The organism is Pseudomonas rhodesiae (genome assembly GCF_007858255.1).
Classification (GTDB): Bacteria; Pseudomonadota; Gammaproteobacteria; order Pseudomonadales; family Pseudomonadaceae; genus Aquipseudomonas; species Aquipseudomonas rhodesiae.
Genome location: NZ_VFEU01000013.1, coordinates 1 through 17,286, shown reverse-complemented (window position 1 = coordinate 17,286; position 17,286 = coordinate 1). Strand labels below are relative to the sequence as shown.

General features: G+C 62.5%; 11 protein-coding genes. 10 read left to right on the top strand and 1 reads right to left on the bottom strand.

The genetic code is table 11. From position 1 onward, the window contains the following. The first annotated feature begins 94 nt into the window (after positions 1–94). The 3 genes from FIV35_RS18800 to FIV35_RS18790 all read left to right on the top strand — a co-directional run bounded on the left by FIV35_RS18800 (position 95) and on the right by FIV35_RS18790 (position 2,897). On the top strand, positions 95–1,420 hold the full coding sequence (locus FIV35_RS18800) for a C4-dicarboxylate transporter DctA (protein ID WP_169867879.1): 1,326 nt from the start codon (positions 95–97) through the stop codon (positions 1,418–1,420). Positions 1,421–1,491: 71 nt separating this feature from the next. Next, positions 1,492–2,193, top strand: coding sequence for a FadR/GntR family transcriptional regulator (locus FIV35_RS18795; protein ID WP_034098214.1), 702 nt, complete (start codon positions 1,492–1,494; stop codon positions 2,191–2,193). A 17-nt stretch (positions 2,194–2,210) separates the two neighbouring features. Then, positions 2,211–2,897: a GntR family transcriptional regulator gene (locus FIV35_RS18790; protein WP_034138342.1), complete on the top strand. Its 687-nt coding sequence runs from the start codon at positions 2,211–2,213 to the stop codon at positions 2,895–2,897. Positions 2,898–4,107: 1,210 nt separating this feature from the next. Here FIV35_RS18790 and FIV35_RS18785 read toward each other — a convergent pair. Continuing rightward, positions 4,108–8,976: an NAD-glutamate dehydrogenase gene (locus tag FIV35_RS18785; protein ID WP_034138343.1), complete on the bottom strand. Its 4,869-nt coding sequence runs from the start codon at positions 8,974–8,976 to the stop codon at positions 4,108–4,110. Positions 8,977–9,452: 476 nt separating this feature from the next. On the opposite strand from FIV35_RS18785, the gene FIV35_RS18780 reads away from it, so the two are divergent. The 7 genes from FIV35_RS18780 (at position 9,453) to FIV35_RS18750 (ending at position 16,930) form a co-directional block, all read left to right on the top strand. Next, entirely contained in the window at positions 9,453–9,806 is a 354-nt protein-coding gene (locus FIV35_RS18780) for a hypothetical protein (protein WP_034138344.1), read from the top strand. 275 nt (positions 9,807–10,081) lie between these two features. Then, a complete protein-coding gene (locus FIV35_RS18775; protein ID WP_017479925.1) occupies positions 10,082–11,041 on the top strand; it encodes an AAA family ATPase in 960 nt (319 codons plus the stop codon). Positions 11,042–11,046: 5 nt separating this feature from the next. After that, entirely contained in the window at positions 11,047–11,979 is a 933-nt protein-coding gene (locus tag FIV35_RS18770; RefSeq protein ID WP_034098225.1) for a DUF58 domain-containing protein, read from the top strand. Continuing rightward, positions 11,976–12,470: a DUF4381 domain-containing protein gene (locus FIV35_RS18765; RefSeq protein WP_034098227.1), complete on the top strand. Its 495-nt coding sequence runs from the start codon at positions 11,976–11,978 to the stop codon at positions 12,468–12,470. Before FIV35_RS18770 ends, FIV35_RS18765 begins: the two co-directional genes overlap by 4 nt. Continuing rightward, on the top strand, positions 12,463–13,551 hold the full coding sequence (locus tag FIV35_RS18760) for a vWA domain-containing protein (protein WP_034138345.1): 1,089 nt from the start codon (positions 12,463–12,465) through the stop codon (positions 13,549–13,551). The genes FIV35_RS18765 and FIV35_RS18760 overlap by 8 nt, the downstream gene beginning before the upstream one ends. After that, positions 13,548–15,296, top strand: coding sequence for a tetratricopeptide repeat protein (locus tag FIV35_RS18755; RefSeq protein ID WP_034138346.1), 1,749 nt, complete (start codon positions 13,548–13,550; stop codon positions 15,294–15,296). Before FIV35_RS18760 ends, FIV35_RS18755 begins: the two co-directional genes overlap by 4 nt. Further along, positions 15,293–16,930 (top strand): BatD family protein, encoded by a 1,638-nt coding sequence (locus FIV35_RS18750; RefSeq protein WP_034138347.1) that lies wholly within the window; start codon positions 15,293–15,295, stop codon positions 16,928–16,930. The genes FIV35_RS18755 and FIV35_RS18750 overlap by 4 nt, the downstream gene beginning before the upstream one ends. The last annotated feature ends 356 nt before the right edge of the window (positions 16,931–17,286 follow it).

Below are 17,286 nucleotides of genomic sequence, written 5' to 3'. Positions count from 1 at the left end.
TTGTGATTTCAAAAAAACCCGGCGTAGACTGGCCCCGCACTGGACTTACCGGTATGACCACAACAATTAAGCCCTGGAACCACCAGGGCGCCGAATAGAGATCCCTCCCATGCTCAGATGGTGCTCGCGTTCGATTTTCCTGCAAGTCGTGATCGGCCTGATGTTAGGCGTTGTTTGCGGCCTGGCCCTTCCCGAATTCTCTTCGCAACTCAAACCCCTCGGCGACGGCTTTATCAAACTGATCAAGATGCTGATCGGCCTGATCGTGTTCTGCGTAGTGGTCAGCGGCATTTCCGGCGCCGGCGACCTGAAAAAAGTCGGGCGCATCGGCCTTAAGTCGGTGATCTACTTCGAAGTGCTGACCACCATCGCGTTAGTGATCGGCCTGGTTATGGCGTTCAGCACCGGCATCGGCACCGGCGCCAATATTCATCTGGAACAGCTCTCGTCCGCCGGCCTGAACGAACTGGCCGACAAGGGCCAGCACATCCGCGGCACCAGCCAATTCCTGATGGACCTGATCCCCAACTCAGTGATCGGTGCGTTTGCCGACAACAACGTGCTGCAAGTCCTACTGTTTTCAGTGCTGTTCGGCAGCGCGCTGAACCTGGTGGGCGAAGCGGCGTCGGGCATTTCGCGACTGATCAACGAATTGAGCCATGTGATTTTCCGCATCATGGGCATGATCGTGCGCCTGGCGCCCATTGGCGTGTTCGGCGCCATCGCCTTCACCACCAGCACCTACGGCCTGGATTCCCTGCAACACCTGGGCAGCCTGGTGGGCCTTTTCTACCTGACCTGCTTTGCCTTTGTCGGCGTGATCCTCGGCGTGGTGATGCGCCTCTCGGGCCTGCGCATGCTGCCGCTGCTCAAGTACCTGCGCGAAGAGCTGCTGATCGTAATGGGCACCGCCTCTTCCGACGCTGTGCTGCCTCAGATCATGCGCAAACTGGAGCACCTGGGCATTGGCAGTTCCACCGTGGGCCTGGTGATTCCGACCGGCTACTCGTTCAACCTCGACGGGTTCTCGATCTACCTGACCCTGGCCATCGTATTTATCGCCAACGCCACCGGCACACCGCTGTCGATGACCGACCTACTGACCATTCTGCTGGTGTCGTTGATCACCTCCAAGGGCGCCCATGGCATCCCCGGTTCGGCGCTGGTGATTCTGGCGGCCACCCTCACCGCGATCCCGGCGATTCCGGTGGTGGGGCTGGTGCTGGTGCTGGCGGTGGACTGGTTTATGGGCATCGGCCGCGCATTGACTAACCTGATCGGTAACTGCGTCGCCACCGTGGCCATTGCCCGCTGGGAAAAAGACATCGACCTCCAGCGCGCCAACAAGGTATTGGACGGCCAGCAGGGTTATGCCTTCCAGGCCAAGAAACCGGTATTGCCGGCGCACCAGGAATTCTGAAGGCGACACTACCCAGGTGGGAGCGGGCAAAACTGCTCCCACCGTATCTGCATCATCAAGGAGCCATCGACGTGATCAGCACCTCAACCGTCGTCAATTCAGTGGTAGAAAAACTACGCGCCGCCCTGGCGCGGGGTCAGTGGCGCCGCGGTGAAATGCTCCCCGGCCAGCGCGAACTGGCCGAACAGCTGGGCATCAGCCGCCCTAGTCTGCGTGAAGCGGTGATCGTACTGGAAACCCTCGGCCTGGTGCGTTCCATGCCCGGCAAAGGCGTGGTCGTGTTAGAGACCAGCGTCAGCGATCCGCAGTCCAGCGACGCCGTAGCCGACGCCAGCCTCGAAGACATTCTGCAACTGCGCTACACCCTCGAACCCTTTATCGTCGGCCTGGTGGCCCAGTCCATCAGCAGCAAGGAAGTCGGCCAGTTGCGCCTGACTTTGATGGACATGCGCGAAGCCCTGGACGCCGGCGATGCCGAAGCGGGCCTGAACGCCTATGTCGATTTTCATGAAGAGCTGTTCGCGCTGACTTCCAACCCGATCTTCCAGAACGTGGTGCAGCAGACCCGCAACGCCCTCAAGCAAAGCGCCCAGGTGCTGCGTAACTCGCCTGAGCACCTGGCCGAACGCCTGCAGGAAAACGAAGCCGTGGTGCGCGCCATACGTAACAAGAACAGCGCCCTGGCCAGCGCCGAAATGCGTCGGCATATCCTCCAGGAAGGTCTGCGCATGGGCATCGCCCTGAACATCCCGGATGACCATCTCGGCAGCTGATTTTTTGGAGACCGGCCATGACCGCCCACGCCTTGCAACGCAACCCGAGCCTGCCTGCCCTGCGCCTGGTGGCCGGTAAAAAACCCTCGGTGGACGACATCTACCCGCGCCTGTTCGACGCCATCCTCGAACAACGCATCGCTCCGTCCAGCCGCTTTACCGAAGAAGGCCTGGGCGAAACCTTCGGCGTGAGCCGCAGCGTGATTCGCCGGGTGCTGGCCAAACTGTCCCATCAGCAGGTGATTATCTTGCGTCCCAATCAACGCGCCCAAGTCGCCGCGCCGGACAGCCTGCAAGCCCGACAAATCCTCGAAGCCCGGCGCATGACCGAAGTCACCGTGGTGCAATTGGCCTGCGCCCAGGCCACGCCGACGCAGACTCGCCAACTGCGCGAGCTGATCGCCCGCGAGCGCGAGTGCATTGAGCGCGACCAGCGTGGGCCGGCGATTCGGTTGTCAGGGGAGTTTCATTTGCAGTTGGCCGCGATCGCCGGTAATGCGCCGTTGGCGCAGTTCCTCAACAGCCTGGTGCCATTGACATCGTTGGTCATCGCCCAATTTGAAGCAAAAGCCTGCACGTATTGCGCGTGGCAGGAACATGTGGCGATTGTGGATGCGATTGAGCAGCGCGACTCAAACACTGCGGTGAGCCTGATGACCCAACACCTGGATCACCTGGAAAGCAAACTACTGAAACATCACTGACCTTCAGATAAATGAAGACCCAAATGTGGGAGAGGGCTTGCCCCCGATGACAGTGTGTCAGTCAACCTATACATGACTGATACACCACTATCGGGGGCAAGCCCCCTCCCACAATTTTGTAGGCGCCAGGCTGGGTGCCAGGGTGCTTTCCAGGCCTCTTGCTGGCCAAGCCCGCATACAAGCCTGAAGCCAACTGAGGCCCAAATATGGGAGAGGGCTTGCCCCCGATGACAGTGTGTCAGTCAACCTATACATGACTGATACACCACCATCGGGAGCAAGCCCCCTCCCACAATTTTGTAGGCGCCAGGCTTGGTTGCGAGGTGCTTTCTATGCCTCCTGCTGGCCAAGCCCGCATACAAACCTGAAGCCAACTGAGGCCCAAATATGGGAGAGGGCCTGCCCCCGATGGCAGTGTCAGCCAACCTGTACATGACTGATACACCACCATCGGGGGCAAGCCCCCTCCCACAATTTTGTACGCACCAGGCTGGGTGCCAGGGTGCTTTCTATGCCTCTTGCTGGCCAAGACCGCATACAAACCTGAAGCCAACTAAGACCCAAATATGGGAGAGGGCCTGCCCCCGATGGCAGTGTGTCAGCCAACCTGTACATGACTGATACACCACCATCGGGGGCAAGCCCCCTCCCACAATTTTGTACGCACCAGGCTGGGTGCCAGGGTGCTTTCCATGCCTCTTGCTGGCCAAGCCCGCATACAAGCCTGAAGCCAACTGAGAACCAAATGTGGGAGGGGGCTTGCCCCCGATGACAGTGTGTCAGTCAACCTATACATGACTGATACACCACCATCGGGAGCAAGCCCCCTCCCACAATTTTGTAGGCGCCAGGCTTGGTTGCGAGGTGCTTTCTATGCCTCCTGCTGGCCAAGCCCGCATACAAACCTGAAGCCAACTGAGGCCCAAATATGGGAGAGGGCCTGCCCCCGATGGTAGTGTGTCAGCCAACCTGTACATGACTGATACACCACTATCGGGGGCAAGCCCCCACAATTTTGTACGCGCCAGGCTGGGTGCCAGGGTGCTTTCCATGCCTCTTGCTGGCCAAGCCCGCATACAAACCTGAAGCCAACTGAGAACCAAATGTGGGAGGGGGCTTGCCCCCGATGGCAGTGTGTCAGTCAACCTATAGATGACTGATACACCACTATCGGTAGCAAGCCCCCTCCCCCAGGTGTTTCACCGGGACATCAAGCCGATTGCAGCACCGACTGACCGCTCATTGCCAGGTCCAGCAGTTCACGGTTGGCCACGGCGTACATGGCGTAGTCCGTGCCGACGGCGGCACGAATTTCCACCATCATCGCGCGCCAGCGATCGGCCATGTCCTGGTGCTGCTCAAGCCACAGGGCCACGCGGGCTTCCATGTCTTGTGGCGCATCGGCCATTTGCAGTACCGAAATGGTGATCGCGCGCTGCTGCCAGTCCACATCGTCGCGGAACGCTTCGCGGGCCTGAGCCTGCCAGTTGTTGGCCACGGGCAGATCGCTGATCTGCTGCAGGTACCACGGCAGGTCCAACGCGCTGCCTACAGCGAAGTAGGCCTTGGCCACTTCGGCAGCATCGTGCCCGGTGACGTCGGCGGCTTCGATGATCGGCAACAAGGTGTACAGGTGCGTGGTGCCTGCCACCATACGCGCCAACAACTCCGGCACGCCGGCTTCGGTGTACGCCTGGTAGCGGTTCTGCCAGCCTTCGCGAGTCGGGCCTTCCAGCAGTTCGTCGAGTTTAAGACCCAACGCAGCCAGGTGCGGACCGAAGTGTGCGGTGTCGCGACCAGCATCCTGCTCATTCCGGCGGCTGCGCAGGAACCAACGCGTGGCGCGGCGGCCCAGGCGCATCAGCTCGTCCATCAGTTCCAGTTGCACGTCGGCGGAGACCTGATGATCCAGGGCTTCGATCTGACGGAACCAGTGCGGGAGATGGAAGATGTCACGCACGATCACATACGCACCGGCCACGTTCGCCGGGCTCATGCCGGTCGACTCTTTGAGCCGCTGCACAAAGGTGATGCCCATGTGGTTGACCAGATCGTTGGCGATCTGGGTGCTGACGATCTCGCGCTTGAGACGGTGACGACGCATGGCCTCGCCGAACTTGGCCACCAGGCTCGGTGGGAACGCGGTCTCCATGTCACGGGTCAGGTAGTCGTCATCCGGCACCAGCGACTTGAGCAAAGCTTCCTTGAGGTCGATCTTGCTATAGGAGATCAGCACCGACAGTTCCGGACGGGTCAGGCCCTTGCCAGTGGAGGCACGCTCGGTGAGCTGCTCCTCGGTCGGCAGGTACTCGATGGCGCGGTCCAGTTTGCCACGGCCTTCCAGGTCGCTCATCAGGCGCTTGTACTCGGCGGCACGCTCGTAGGCTTTGCGCGCAGCCAGGGACAGGGCCTGGGTCTGCTTGTAGTTGTTGCCCAACACCAGGCTGCCGACTTCGTCGGTCATGCTCGCCAGCAACTGGTTGCGCTGCTTGTCGGTCATGTCGCCGGCCTGCACCACTTCGTTGAGCAGGATCTTGATGTTCACTTCGTGGTCGGAGCAGTCCACGCCACCGGCGTTGTCGATAAAGTCGGTGTTGGAACCGCCGCCATTGAGGCCGAATTCCACACGGCCCAGCTGGGTCATGCCGAGGTTACCGCCCTCGCCCACTACCTTGCAGCGCAGTTCGTTGCCGTTGACCCGCAGCGCGTCGTTGGCCTTGTCGCCCACGTCGGCGTGGCTTTCGGTGCTGGCCTTGACATAGGTGCCGATACCGCCGTTCCACAACAGGTCCACCGGCGCCTTGAGCAAGGCGTTCAGCAGTTCGGTCGGGGTCAGCTTGTCGGCCTGGATATCGAAGCGTTCTTTCATCTGTGGCGAGATCGCGATGCTCTTCGCGCTGCGCGAGAAGATACCGCCACCTTCGGACATGATGCTGGTGTCGTAGTCGGTCCAGGCCGAACGCGGCAGCTCGAACATGCGCTTACGCTCGACGAAGCTGGTGGCCGGGTTCGGGTTTGGATCGATAAAGATGTGCAGGTGGTTGAAAGCTGCGACCAGTTGCAGCTTGTCGGACATCAACAGGCCGTTACCGAATACGTCGCCGGCCATATCGCCGACGCCGACGACAGTGATGCTGTCTTCCTGCACATTGATGCCGCGTTCACGGAAGTGACGCTGCACGCCGACCCACGCACCCTTGGCGGTGATGCCCATTTTCTTGTGGTCATAACCGGCCGAACCACCGGAGGCGAACGCATCACCCAGCCAGAAGCCGTAGTCGATAGCGATGCCGTTGGCGATGTCGGAGAAGGTCGCGGTGCCTTTGTCCGCCGCTACGACGAGGTACGGGTCATCGTCGTCATGACGCACGACATTGGCCGGCGGCACCAGGGCGCCGTCTTTCAGGTTGTCGGTGATGTCCAACAGGCCTGAGATGAAGATGCGGTAGCAAGCGATACCCTCGGCCGCGATTTCGTCGCGGCTGCCGCCCAGTGGCAAGCGACGCGGCAGGAAGCCGCCCTTGGCACCCACCGGCACGATCACCGAGTTCTTCACCTGCTGGGCTTTTACCAGGCCCAGCACTTCGGTACGGAAGTCTTCTTCACGGTCGGACCAGCGCAGACCGCCCCGCGCAACGTTGCCGAAGCGCAGATGCACGCCTTCGACCCGTGGCGAGTACACGAAGATCTCGAACTTCGGCACCGGCTTGGGCAGCTCGGGAATGGCGCGCGGATCGAACTTGAAGCTGAAGTACGACTTGTTCTGGCCGTTGGCGTCGGTCTGATAGAAGTTGGTGCGCAAGGTGGCCTTGATCAGGTCCAGGTAGCGACGCAGGATGCGGTCTTCGTTGAGCACCTGAACGTCGTCCAGGGCGCTGAGGATCGCTTGTTCCAGACGCTGCTGCTTGTCTTCCAGGTCGTCGGCGGTGAGTTTGCGCGCCAGGTAGAAGCGGGTCTTGAACAACCGAGTCAACTCGCGGGCGATGTCGGTGTGGTTGTTCAGAGTGCTGGCGATGTAACCCAGGTCGAAGCCCAGGCGGATCTGCTTGAGGTAACGGGCGTAGGCACGCAGCAGCGCCACATCGCGCCATGGCAGGCCGGCGGTGAGCACCAGGCGGTTGAACGCATCGTTCTCGGCATCACCATGCACGATGTGTACGAAGGCGTCCTGCAGGGTGTCGTTGAGCTGCTGGATATCCAGGTTCACGCCTTCGGCGGCGATAAACGCGAAGTCGTGGATCCAGAACTCGCGGCCATTGGCGTGGCGCAGGCGGTACGGGAACTCACCGAGCACGCGCAGGCCGAGGTTTTCCAGGATCGGCAGCACGTCGGACAGCGCCAGCGGCGTATCGGCGTGATACAGCTTGCAATGCAGCTCACGCTGGCCAGACACCTGGCCCAGCGGCTGGTAGAAGCTCATCACCAGCGGGTTGGCTTCGGTGAGGCTGAGCAGGTGCTGCATGTCGACCACCGCCGAATGCGCGGCGAAGCGCTCGCGGAAACCGGCCGGGAAGCCTTTCGGGAAGTCCGCCAGCACGTTGGTGCCGTGGGCTTCGCCGAAGCTTTCCACCACCAGGCTGGCGTAGTCGTCCTGCCAGCTGCGGCAGGCCTGGATCACTTCTTTTTCCAGTTGCAGCGGGTCGATGTCCAGGCGGTTCTTCGGGTCGACCCGCAGAATCAACTGCACGCGCGCCAGTACGGACTCGGAGAAGAAGGTCCAGAATTCGCAGTCGCTGGCCTTGAGGCGCTCCATCAGCACTTGCTGGATCTTCTGGCGCACTTCGGTGGAATAGATGTCGCGCGGCACGTAGGCCAGGCAGTAGCAGAAACGACCGTACGGGTCTTTGCGCAGGAACACGCGGATCTTGTTGCGTTCCTGGATCTGCACGATGGACATCACGGTGCTGTACAGCTCGTCCACCGGGGTCTGGAACAGGTCGTCACGGGGCAGCACTTCAACGACTTGCGCCAGCTCCTTGCCCAGGTGCGCCTTGGCCTGGAAGCCCGAGCGACGCTCGATCTCCGCGACCTTGCGGCGGATATAAGGAATCACACGTACGCTTTCGCCATACACCGACGAGGTGTACAGGCCCATGAAGCGGCATTCCTTGATGACCTTGCCGTCGGCGTCGATCTCGCGGATCGACACGTAGTCCGGGTAGGCCGGACGATGCACGCGGCTTGGGTGTGCGGCCTTGGCGAACGACAATACGGTCGGCTCGCGCAAGTACGACACGGCGTAATCTTCGATGCGCAAGTCTTCGGCGGTGAGGCCGGCGCGCAGCAGCTTGGTCAGGCCGAGGAACGAGCTGGCGTCATATTCGATATGACCGCCGTCCGCCTCGTCACGTACCACAAACTCTTCGTAGCCCAGGAAGGTGAAGTGGTTACCTACCAGCCACTCCAGGAAGTTCTTGATCTCGGCTTTTTCTTCGCCATCGATGCTGAACTGACTGGCGTCGATACCGGCCAACAGGTCCTGGACCTTGGCTTTCATCGGCTCGAAATCGGCCACGGCCACGCGCACTTCGCCCAGCACCTGCTCCAGCTCTTTGCTCAGCACGCTCAGTTCGGCGGCATTGGCGCAGCGGTCGATCTCCAGGTACATCAGCGATTCTTGCTGGATACCTTCGCCCTGAGTGCCTTTGGCCAGGATTTCCTGCAGCTCGCCCTTGCTGCCGCGACGCACGCTGAGCACGGTGGTTTGCAGGGTGTGGATGCTGTAGCCACGACGGTTCAGCTCGGTGCGCACCGAGTCCACCAGGAACGGCAGATCGTGGTGCAGCACTTCGACCGCAGTGTGGGTCGACTGCCAGCCGTGACGTTCGTAATCGGGGTTGTAGACCCGCACTTGCGGTTGGGAGTGGTCAAAGCGCTCAAGCAGGCGCCAGGCAGACAGGGTGCAACCGGCCAGGTCGGAAAGGCGACGCTGGGTCAGTTCGTCCAGGGAAATGATGCCGAAGAATTGTTCAGCGAACAGCGCCACTTGTGGCAGTGCCTGTTCACTGATGTGCTGCGCCAGTGCCGCTTGCAGTTGGTGCTGGAAGTCGGCCTTGCTGGCTGCGGTGAAGAACGCCATCTGTGGTACTCCGCTTGGGCTTGTTATTGATGGAAGCGTCGCGTGTTATCCCCTGGTGGGGAGACCGTCGGCTCTGTTCGTGGGTAACCATAAACGAAACAGGGCGACAGGTGGGTGAAGCTGGACAAGACAGTCAGGTCACATACAACTTCCATAAGATGCGCACCTGCCGGGTGACGGTACGACGGGCAGGTCAGGCGCCTGGAACGTGCGCATCCGTTGCGCAGCTTAACGAGTGTAGAAGGACTGCTCTTGCAGCGCTGCGACATATTCGGTCATCGGTAAGCAGGGCCAGGGTTGCGACGAGTGCAACCGAGGTTGAACGGTAAAAATTCAGTGCATTTAAACGATAAAAGCGTCAGAAATGACTGATAGACGCCGCACGGTCATCCGCCCAGGCCGACGCAGCATGCAGCACAAACGTTCGCGCAATGGCACAATTGCCAACGCCGTGCCCTCCCCAAACAGGATTTCCCATGCTGCAACTGAAAACCGACGCCCTTATGGCCACCCCATGCGACGAAGAAGAAGACAACATGGCCATGCTGTGCTGCCACGGCAAAAACGGCGAGATGTTCATGCTCAGCCGTTATCCGGACGAAGACGAGGTGGAGCTCACCTGGGATTACGAGCCGTCGACCCTGGATGGACTGAAGGTCACCCTGAGTGATACGACGTTGCGCATCGAGCTGGCTGCCGGCGATGCCGATGCACTGGGGGGCAAGGATCATTTGGAGATCACCCACGCCACTGCCGCCTCTGACCTGGCCGAGGTGGAGCAAACTTTGCAGAACATCCTCAAAGGCACCGGCACCTACACCCGGGCTTAAGGGTGGGTGGGGGCTTGCCCCGATAGCGATGCGTCAGTGACAGTGGGCTAACTGACCCACTGCTATCGGGGGGCCAGTCGAATCGTCGCACCGCCCCTCCCCCATTGAGAGTGTTCACAACAGCAAGCGCACCCTCGCACAAAATTCCTACAAGTTTTGCCAAAAATACCCGTTACGCCGTTAGTCGCCACGCCCCTCGATGCATTAAAGTAGTGCCCCCCAGCCCGGTGTTTGTTTCTTAGCACGCGGGCTCATCTTTCCAGGAACCGTCATCGATGGAACATCGTGAAGCGCTGCTCGCGCTGCGAACCTTTCTTTCTACGCAGATTCTCGGCCAGGAAAAGCTCATCGAGCGCCTGCTCATCGCCCTGCTCGCCGACGGTCATATGCTGGTAGAAGGCGCGCCGGGCCTGGCCAAGACCAAGGCCATCAAAGAGTTGGCCGAGGGCATCGAAGCGCAGTTCCATCGTATCCAGTTCACCCCCGACCTGTTGCCCGCCGACATCACCGGCACCGAAATCTATCGCCCGGAAACCGGCAGCTTCGTGTTCCAGCAAGGGCCGATCTTCCACAACCTGGTGCTGGCGGACGAGATCAACCGCGCGCCGGCCAAGGTGCAATCCGCGCTGCTTGAAGCCATGGCCGAGCGCCAGGTCAGCGTAGGCCGAAGCACCTACGACCTGTCGCCGTTGTTCCTGGTGATGGCCACGCAGAACCCCATCGAGCAGGAAGGCACCTATCCACTGCCCGAAGCCCAACTCGACCGCTTCCTGATGCACGTCAAAATCGGCTTTCCCGACGCCGCCGTGGAACGGCGCATCCTCCAACAGGCCCGTGGCGAAGCGCTCAACGGCGAAACCAAGCCCGAGCGGCGCGTCAGCCAGCAGGCGATCTTTGCCGCGCGCAAGGAAATCCTCGGCCTGTACATGGCCGACGCGGTGGAGGAATACCTGGTGCAGTTGGTCATGGCCACGCGCACCCCGGCCAAGTTCGACCCGGAAATGGCCGAGTGGATCGCCTATGGCGCCAGCCCGCGCGGTTCTATCGCCCTGGATCGCTGCGCACGCGCCCATGCCTGGCTGGCCGGGCGCGACTTTGTCAGCCCCGAAGACATCCAGGCGGTGCTGTTCGACGTGCTGCGCCACCGCATCATCCTGTCGTTCGAGGCCGAAGCCGCCGGGATCGATCAGGACCGCGTGGTGCAACGCATTCTCGACGTCGTTGCCGTCGCTTGAAATCGATGAATGCCAGCGATGGAATCCGCGTCACGCTCAGCGAGCTGATTGAGATGCGCCACCGCGTGCGCGAGGTGCAGCTGTTTTCCACGCCCAGCCAACGCAGCCCGCTGATCGGCCTGCACCATTCCAAGCTGCGCGGACGCGGCGTGGACTTCGACCAGGTGCGCGTGTACCAGGCCGGCGACGACGTGCGTACCATCGACTGGCGCGTCACGGCACGCACCCAGGAACCCCACACCAAGCTGTTCCACGAAGAGCGCGAACGCCCGATTTTCATCATGGTGGAGCAAAGCTGCCGGCTGTTTTTCGGCTCCGGCCAGATGTTCAAGTCGGTCCTCGCCGCCCAGGCCGCCAGCCTGATCGGTTGGGCGGCGCTGGGGCATAACGACCGGGTCGGCGGGCTGGTGTTCGGCGACAACGAGCATTACGAAATCAAGCCGCGCCGCAGCAAGCAAAGCCTGCTGCAATTGCTCAACCGCCTGGTGCGGGTCAACCAGAGCTTGAACACCGACACCCGCCCCGAGGCCGACGCCCTGGGCATGGCCCTGCGCCGTGGCCGCGAAGTCCTGCGCCCGGGCAGCCTGGTGATCGTGATCTGCGACGAACGCGCGCTGAGCGAAGGCGCCGAGCAGCAATTGAGCCTGCTGTCGCGCCATTGCGACCTGCTGCTGTTGCCGATCTCCGATCCCCTCGACCATGCGCTGCCTGCCGCCGGGCTGCTGCGCTTCGCCGAGCGAGGCGCGCAACTGGAACTGGACACCCTCAATTACGACCTGCGTCAAGCCTACAAGGCCCAGGCCGAAGCCCGCAGTGCGCGCTGGGAATTACTCGCGCAGAAACTGCGGGTACTGCTGATGCCCTTGAGCACCCAGAGCGAAATGGTCGAGCAGTTGCGCGAATACCTCAACCCACAACGCCCGGTTAAAAAGCAATGAGCAGCCTTGAGCAACTGCAACCGCTGATTGCCCCGCCGGCTATAGGTTTTTGGCCGCCCGCACCGGGTTGGTGGCTGCTGTTGTTGCTGATCCCGCTGCTTGGCTGGGGCGCGTGGTCGCTGCGCCGCTTTCTGCCAACGCGCCGCCCGGTGGTGCGTGCCGAACAACCGCTGGACCCTTTACGCATCGCCGCCCTCGCCGAATTAGCGCTGATGCCCAAACCCTACGACGGCGCGCCCGCCGGGGCTTGGCTGCAACAACTTAATGGCCTGCTCAAGCGCCTGTGCCGCAACGACTACCCCTACAGCCAGAGCCACACCCTCAACGGCCGCAAATGGCTGGCGTTCCTCGACAACCGCTGCCCCGCCGCCGGCCTGACGCGCTGGATGGTCTTGGTGGAAGGCGCCTACAAACCCGAATGCAAACTCGACGACAAGGCCATCGCCGGTCTGACCCAAGCCGTCGACACCTGGATTCGCAAACATGTTTGAGTTCGCCTGGCCGTGGATCTTCCTCCTGCTGCCGCTGCCCTGGCTGATGCGCCAAGTCTTGCCCGCCGCCGACAGCGGCGAGCCGGCGCTGAAAGTCAGCTACCTCAGCGACCTCGAAAGCCTGGCCCGGCGGCGCGCGCGCTCCAACCTGCCGGGCTGGCGTCAACAGGCACCGTTCGTAGTGTTGTGGCTGTTGCTGTTGACCGCCGCCGCGCGCCCCGAATGGCTCGGCGAACCGCTGCCGATCGCCGCCAGTGGGCGCGACCTGTTGGTGGCGGTGGATGTGTCGGGCTCCATGGATTTCCCCGACATGCACTGGCAGGACGAAGACATCAGCCGCCTGAACCTCGTCCAGCACCTGCTCGGCGACTTTCTGGAGAGCCGCGAAGGCGACCGCGTGGGCCTGATCCTGTTCGGCAGCCAGGCGTATTTACAGGCGCCGCTGACCTTCGACCGCCGCACCGTGCGCACCTGGCTGGATGAAGCGCGCATCGGCATTGCCGGCAAGAACACCGCCATCGGCGATGCCATCGGCCTGGCCTTGAAACGCCTGCGCCAGCGCCCGGCCCAGAGTCGCGTGTTGATCCTGGTCACCGACGGCGCCAACAACGCCGGGCAGATCGACCCGCTGACCGCGGCGCGGCTGGCTGCCGAAGAAGGCGTGAAGATCTACCCCATCGGCATCGGCGCCGACCCCGAACAAACCGGGTCGCTGGGCATCCTTGGGGTCAACCCGAGCCTGGACCTCGACGAACCGGCGCTCAAAGCGATTGCCGAGGCCACTGGCGGTCAGTACTTTCGGGCCCGCGACGGTGCAGAACTGCTAGCCATCAAGGAGACCCTGGACACCCTCGAACCGGTCGAGCAGCAACCGACCCAGGCCCGCCCGGCACTGGCGCTGTACAGCGCGCCGTTGGCACTGGCGCTGATTTTGAGCCTGTTGCTGGTGATCCAGGAGCGCTGGCCGGATAACGCGTTGCAACGCGGGTTCGACAAGTTGGCGAGCAAGGGCATGTTCCTGCAACCCAAGCCGCAGTGGCGCCAACGCCTTAAACGCCTGCGTTTGCGGAGGCGTCGATGATCGACCTATGGCCGCACTGGTTCCGCCCCTGGTGGCTATTGCTGCTGCCGCTGCTCGGCTGGTTCCTGTGGCAACTGTGGCATCGGCAAAAACGCGCCGGGCGCTGGCAGATGATCCTGCCGCCGGCCTTCCACGGGGTGCTGCTCAGCGGCGGCAACGGGCGCGAAAGCAAATCGCCGTGGGTGGTGCTCGGTATCGCCTGGCTGCTGGCGCTGATGGCCTTGCTCGGTCCCAGTTGGCAACGGGTGGAGCAGTCCAGCCAGAAACCGTCCGACCCCTTGGTGGTGCTGCTGGAATTGACCCCGCAAATGCTTGCCACCGACAGCCCGCCGAACCGCCTGGAACAGGCGCGCCGCAAGTTGTATGACTTGTTGCAGGCCCGCAGCGACGCGCAGACCGCCATCGTGGTTTACGCCGGCAGTGCCCACACCCTGGTGCCGCTGTCGGACGACCTGGCCACCAGCGGCAACCTGCTGGAAGCCTTGCGCCCCTCGATCATGCCCGAGCCCGGCCATCGTGCGGACCTGGCCGTGGAAAAAGCCCTGGGCTTGCTGAACCAGGCCGGCCTGGGCCAAGGACGGCTGTTGCTGATCGGCTCGTCGCTGTCCAAGCCGGAACGCCAAGGCATCCGTCTGCTGCTGCAAAGTGCCCAGGCGCCGAGCCTGTCGATCCTCGGCATCGGCAGCCGCGAGGGCACCCCGGTGACCCAGGAGAATGGCGAGTTCCTCAAGGACGAACAAGGCGCGATCCTGGTGCCGCGCCTGGACAGCCCGACCCTCAAGGCGTTTGCCAGTGAAATGGGCGGCCGTTACCGCGCCGCGCGGCTGGATGATAAAGACCTGCGCCAACTCGGCATGCTGGATGCGCCGCAGACCTTACGCGACGACGGGCAACGCCTGCGCCTGGATACCTGGGCCGACCAGGGTTACTGGCTGCTGCTGCCATTGCTGCTGCTGGCGGCCTGCGCCGGTCGCCGCGGCTGGCTGTTCTGCCTGCCTTTATTACTGCTGAGCGCACCGCAACCCAGTTACGCGTTTGAGTTGACGGATCTGTGGCTGCGCCCGGACCAGCAAGGCCAATACCTGCTCAAGAAACAACGCCCGGCCCAAGCCGCCGAGCGTTTCGAAGACCCGCAGTGGCAGGGCGTGGCGCTTTACCAAGCCGGCAACTACGCCGAGGCGGCCAAGCGCTTTGCCCAAAGCAATGACGCCTACGCTCACTACAATCGTGGCAATGCCCTGGCCAAGGCCGGCGAGCTGGAGGCTGCGGTGGACGCCTATGATCAGGCGCTGGAAGCCCAACCCGATCTGCATCCAGCGTTGAAAAACAAAGCCCTGGTGGAGGCCTTGATACAGGAACAGGCCCAGGCGCAGGCCGAGCAAAAGCCCGAGTCACCGGCGGAAAATCCGGATGACGAACCCCATCAACCGGGCCAGACTGCGCAACCGGGCGCCGACGGGCAGACCGGCACCGGCGGCGAAGCATCCCCTCAGGGCCAGGGCGAAGCTGGCAACGGCGATCCCCAGGCCGGCGCCAAACCGCCTAGCGGCGGCAATGAAGTCCCGGGCAGCGAGTTGGGCGACGAACAAACCACGACGCCACCGCTGCGCCGCACCGATGCCAGTTTGGATGAACAGCGCCAGGCCCTGGAACAATGGCTGCGGCAGATCCCGGATAACCCCGGCGAACTGCTGCGGCGTAAATTCTGGTATGAACAGCAACAACATCAGGACAAGACTCGATGAGCCGCCCCACCCTTCTGCTTCTGCTCGCGTTGTCGGCCAGCACCGCCCAGGCGGCTAACCTGGTCGCCAGCGTTGACCGCAGCCGCCTCAATTCCGGGGAAACGGTGGAACTGACGGTGGAATCCAGCGATGTCACACAGTTCGGCAAGCCCGACCTGTCGCCCCTGGATGCGCAGTTTGAAGTCAGCGGCACGCGGCAGATCAACCAGCTCACCACCCTGGGCGGTGACAACCACGCCACCACGCGCTGGATCATCACTTTGCTGCCCAAGGAAAACGGCACCGTGGTGATCCCACCGCTCCAAGTGGGCGCGCTACAGACCCAGCCGATTACCCTGCAAGTGATCGAAACCGCCAGCCAAAACACCAGCGCGGAACTGGCGCCGGTATTCGTCGAAGCCAACCTCGACCAGTCCAGTGTGTACGTTCAGGCCCAGGCGCTGTTGACCGTGCGCGTGTACCACTCGGTTTCGCTGTATGACGACAGCAGCCTTACACCGTTGCAGATCGCCGATGCCCGCGTCGAGCAACTGGGGGAATCGCGCACCTATGAAAAAGTCATCAACAGCATCCGTCATGGCGTGATCGAAACCCGCTATGCGATCTACCCGCAGCACAGCGGCAGCCTGGAGGTCGGTGCTCAGACCTTCAGCGCCACCCTGGTTGAATCACGCCCGCCTCAGGAAAATACGCTGCAAGGCACCAAGCCGGGCAAGCTGATCCACGTCAGCTCCGCGCCTCTGCAATTGACCGTCAAGCCCAAACCGGCGCTCTACCCGGCCGATGCACCGTGGCTGCCGGCCCGTAGCCTGACCCTGAGCGAAAGCTGGAACCCCGAGCCGCAACAGGTGCAGGTCGGCGATTCCCTGACCCGCAGCCTCACGGTCAAGGCCGAGGGCCTCTCCAGCGCACAACTGCCGGCCCTGCCCAGCACAGAAATCAGCGGCCTGCGTCGCTACCCGGATCAACCGGTGCTCGGCAACCAGACCAGTGACCGCGGCCTGATCGGCAGCCGCGAAGACCGCGAAGCCTTGGTGCCCAGCCGCGCCGGCGCACTGGAGCTGCCCGCCGTCGATGTGGTGTGGTGGAACACCCATGAGGACCACCTGGAGCGCACCAGCCTGCCGGCGCGCACCCTGCAGGTGGCCAATAACCCGAGCTTGATGGTGGACACCCCCGCCACCCCCACCATCATCACTGCTCCGGACGATAGCCGCCTGTGGTTGTGGCAACTGAGCACTTTGCTGCTGGCCTGCACCACCTTGCTGGGCTTCGGCCTGTGGTGGCGCGCCCGCCGACAACCAGCGGTGCAACGCGCGGCGCAAACCGGCCCCAGCCCGCGCACCCTGCTCGATGACCTCAAACGCGCCACCCAGGCCAACGACCCGCAGGCGACCCGCCAAGCGCTGGATGCCTGGGCGCGGCAGCAACCGGAAACCCTGGCCGACATGGCCGCGCGCTTCGTACCGCTGTCGGATGCGTTGGATGGCTTGAACGGCGCGCTGTACAGCGAAAGCGGCCAGTACTGGCTGGGCGAAGACTTGTGGCGCGCGATCAAGGCCATCCCCATGGCTGAACGTGAAGCGGACCCAACGACGGACACCACCAGTTTGCCGCCGTTGTATCCCAAATAGCCCCCTTCTATTTGGCCTGTGATGCCTGATCAACAGTGTCTGCACCTTGGCGGACCGGGCGTTAGTTAGACTGCCATTGTTGACGCTCCCTCGGTGACCTTTCGTCGCCACTGTCAATTCTGACAGTTACCCACCCCACCCGGATGGGGGTTTGATTCTCCTTGCACAACGCGCCAGTCCTGAGCGCGCTCCCAGCCAGGAGATTCATCATGTCCGACACCCCCCTTGGCCCCGAGAACGATTCGATCTCGGGCGGTCTACCCGCCGCGTCGCTTCCAGTGCCCTATCAATCACCCAGCCTGGAACGCCCTGAACCGCGACGAATTGAAGACCTGGATCACCCATATTCGGCCTTC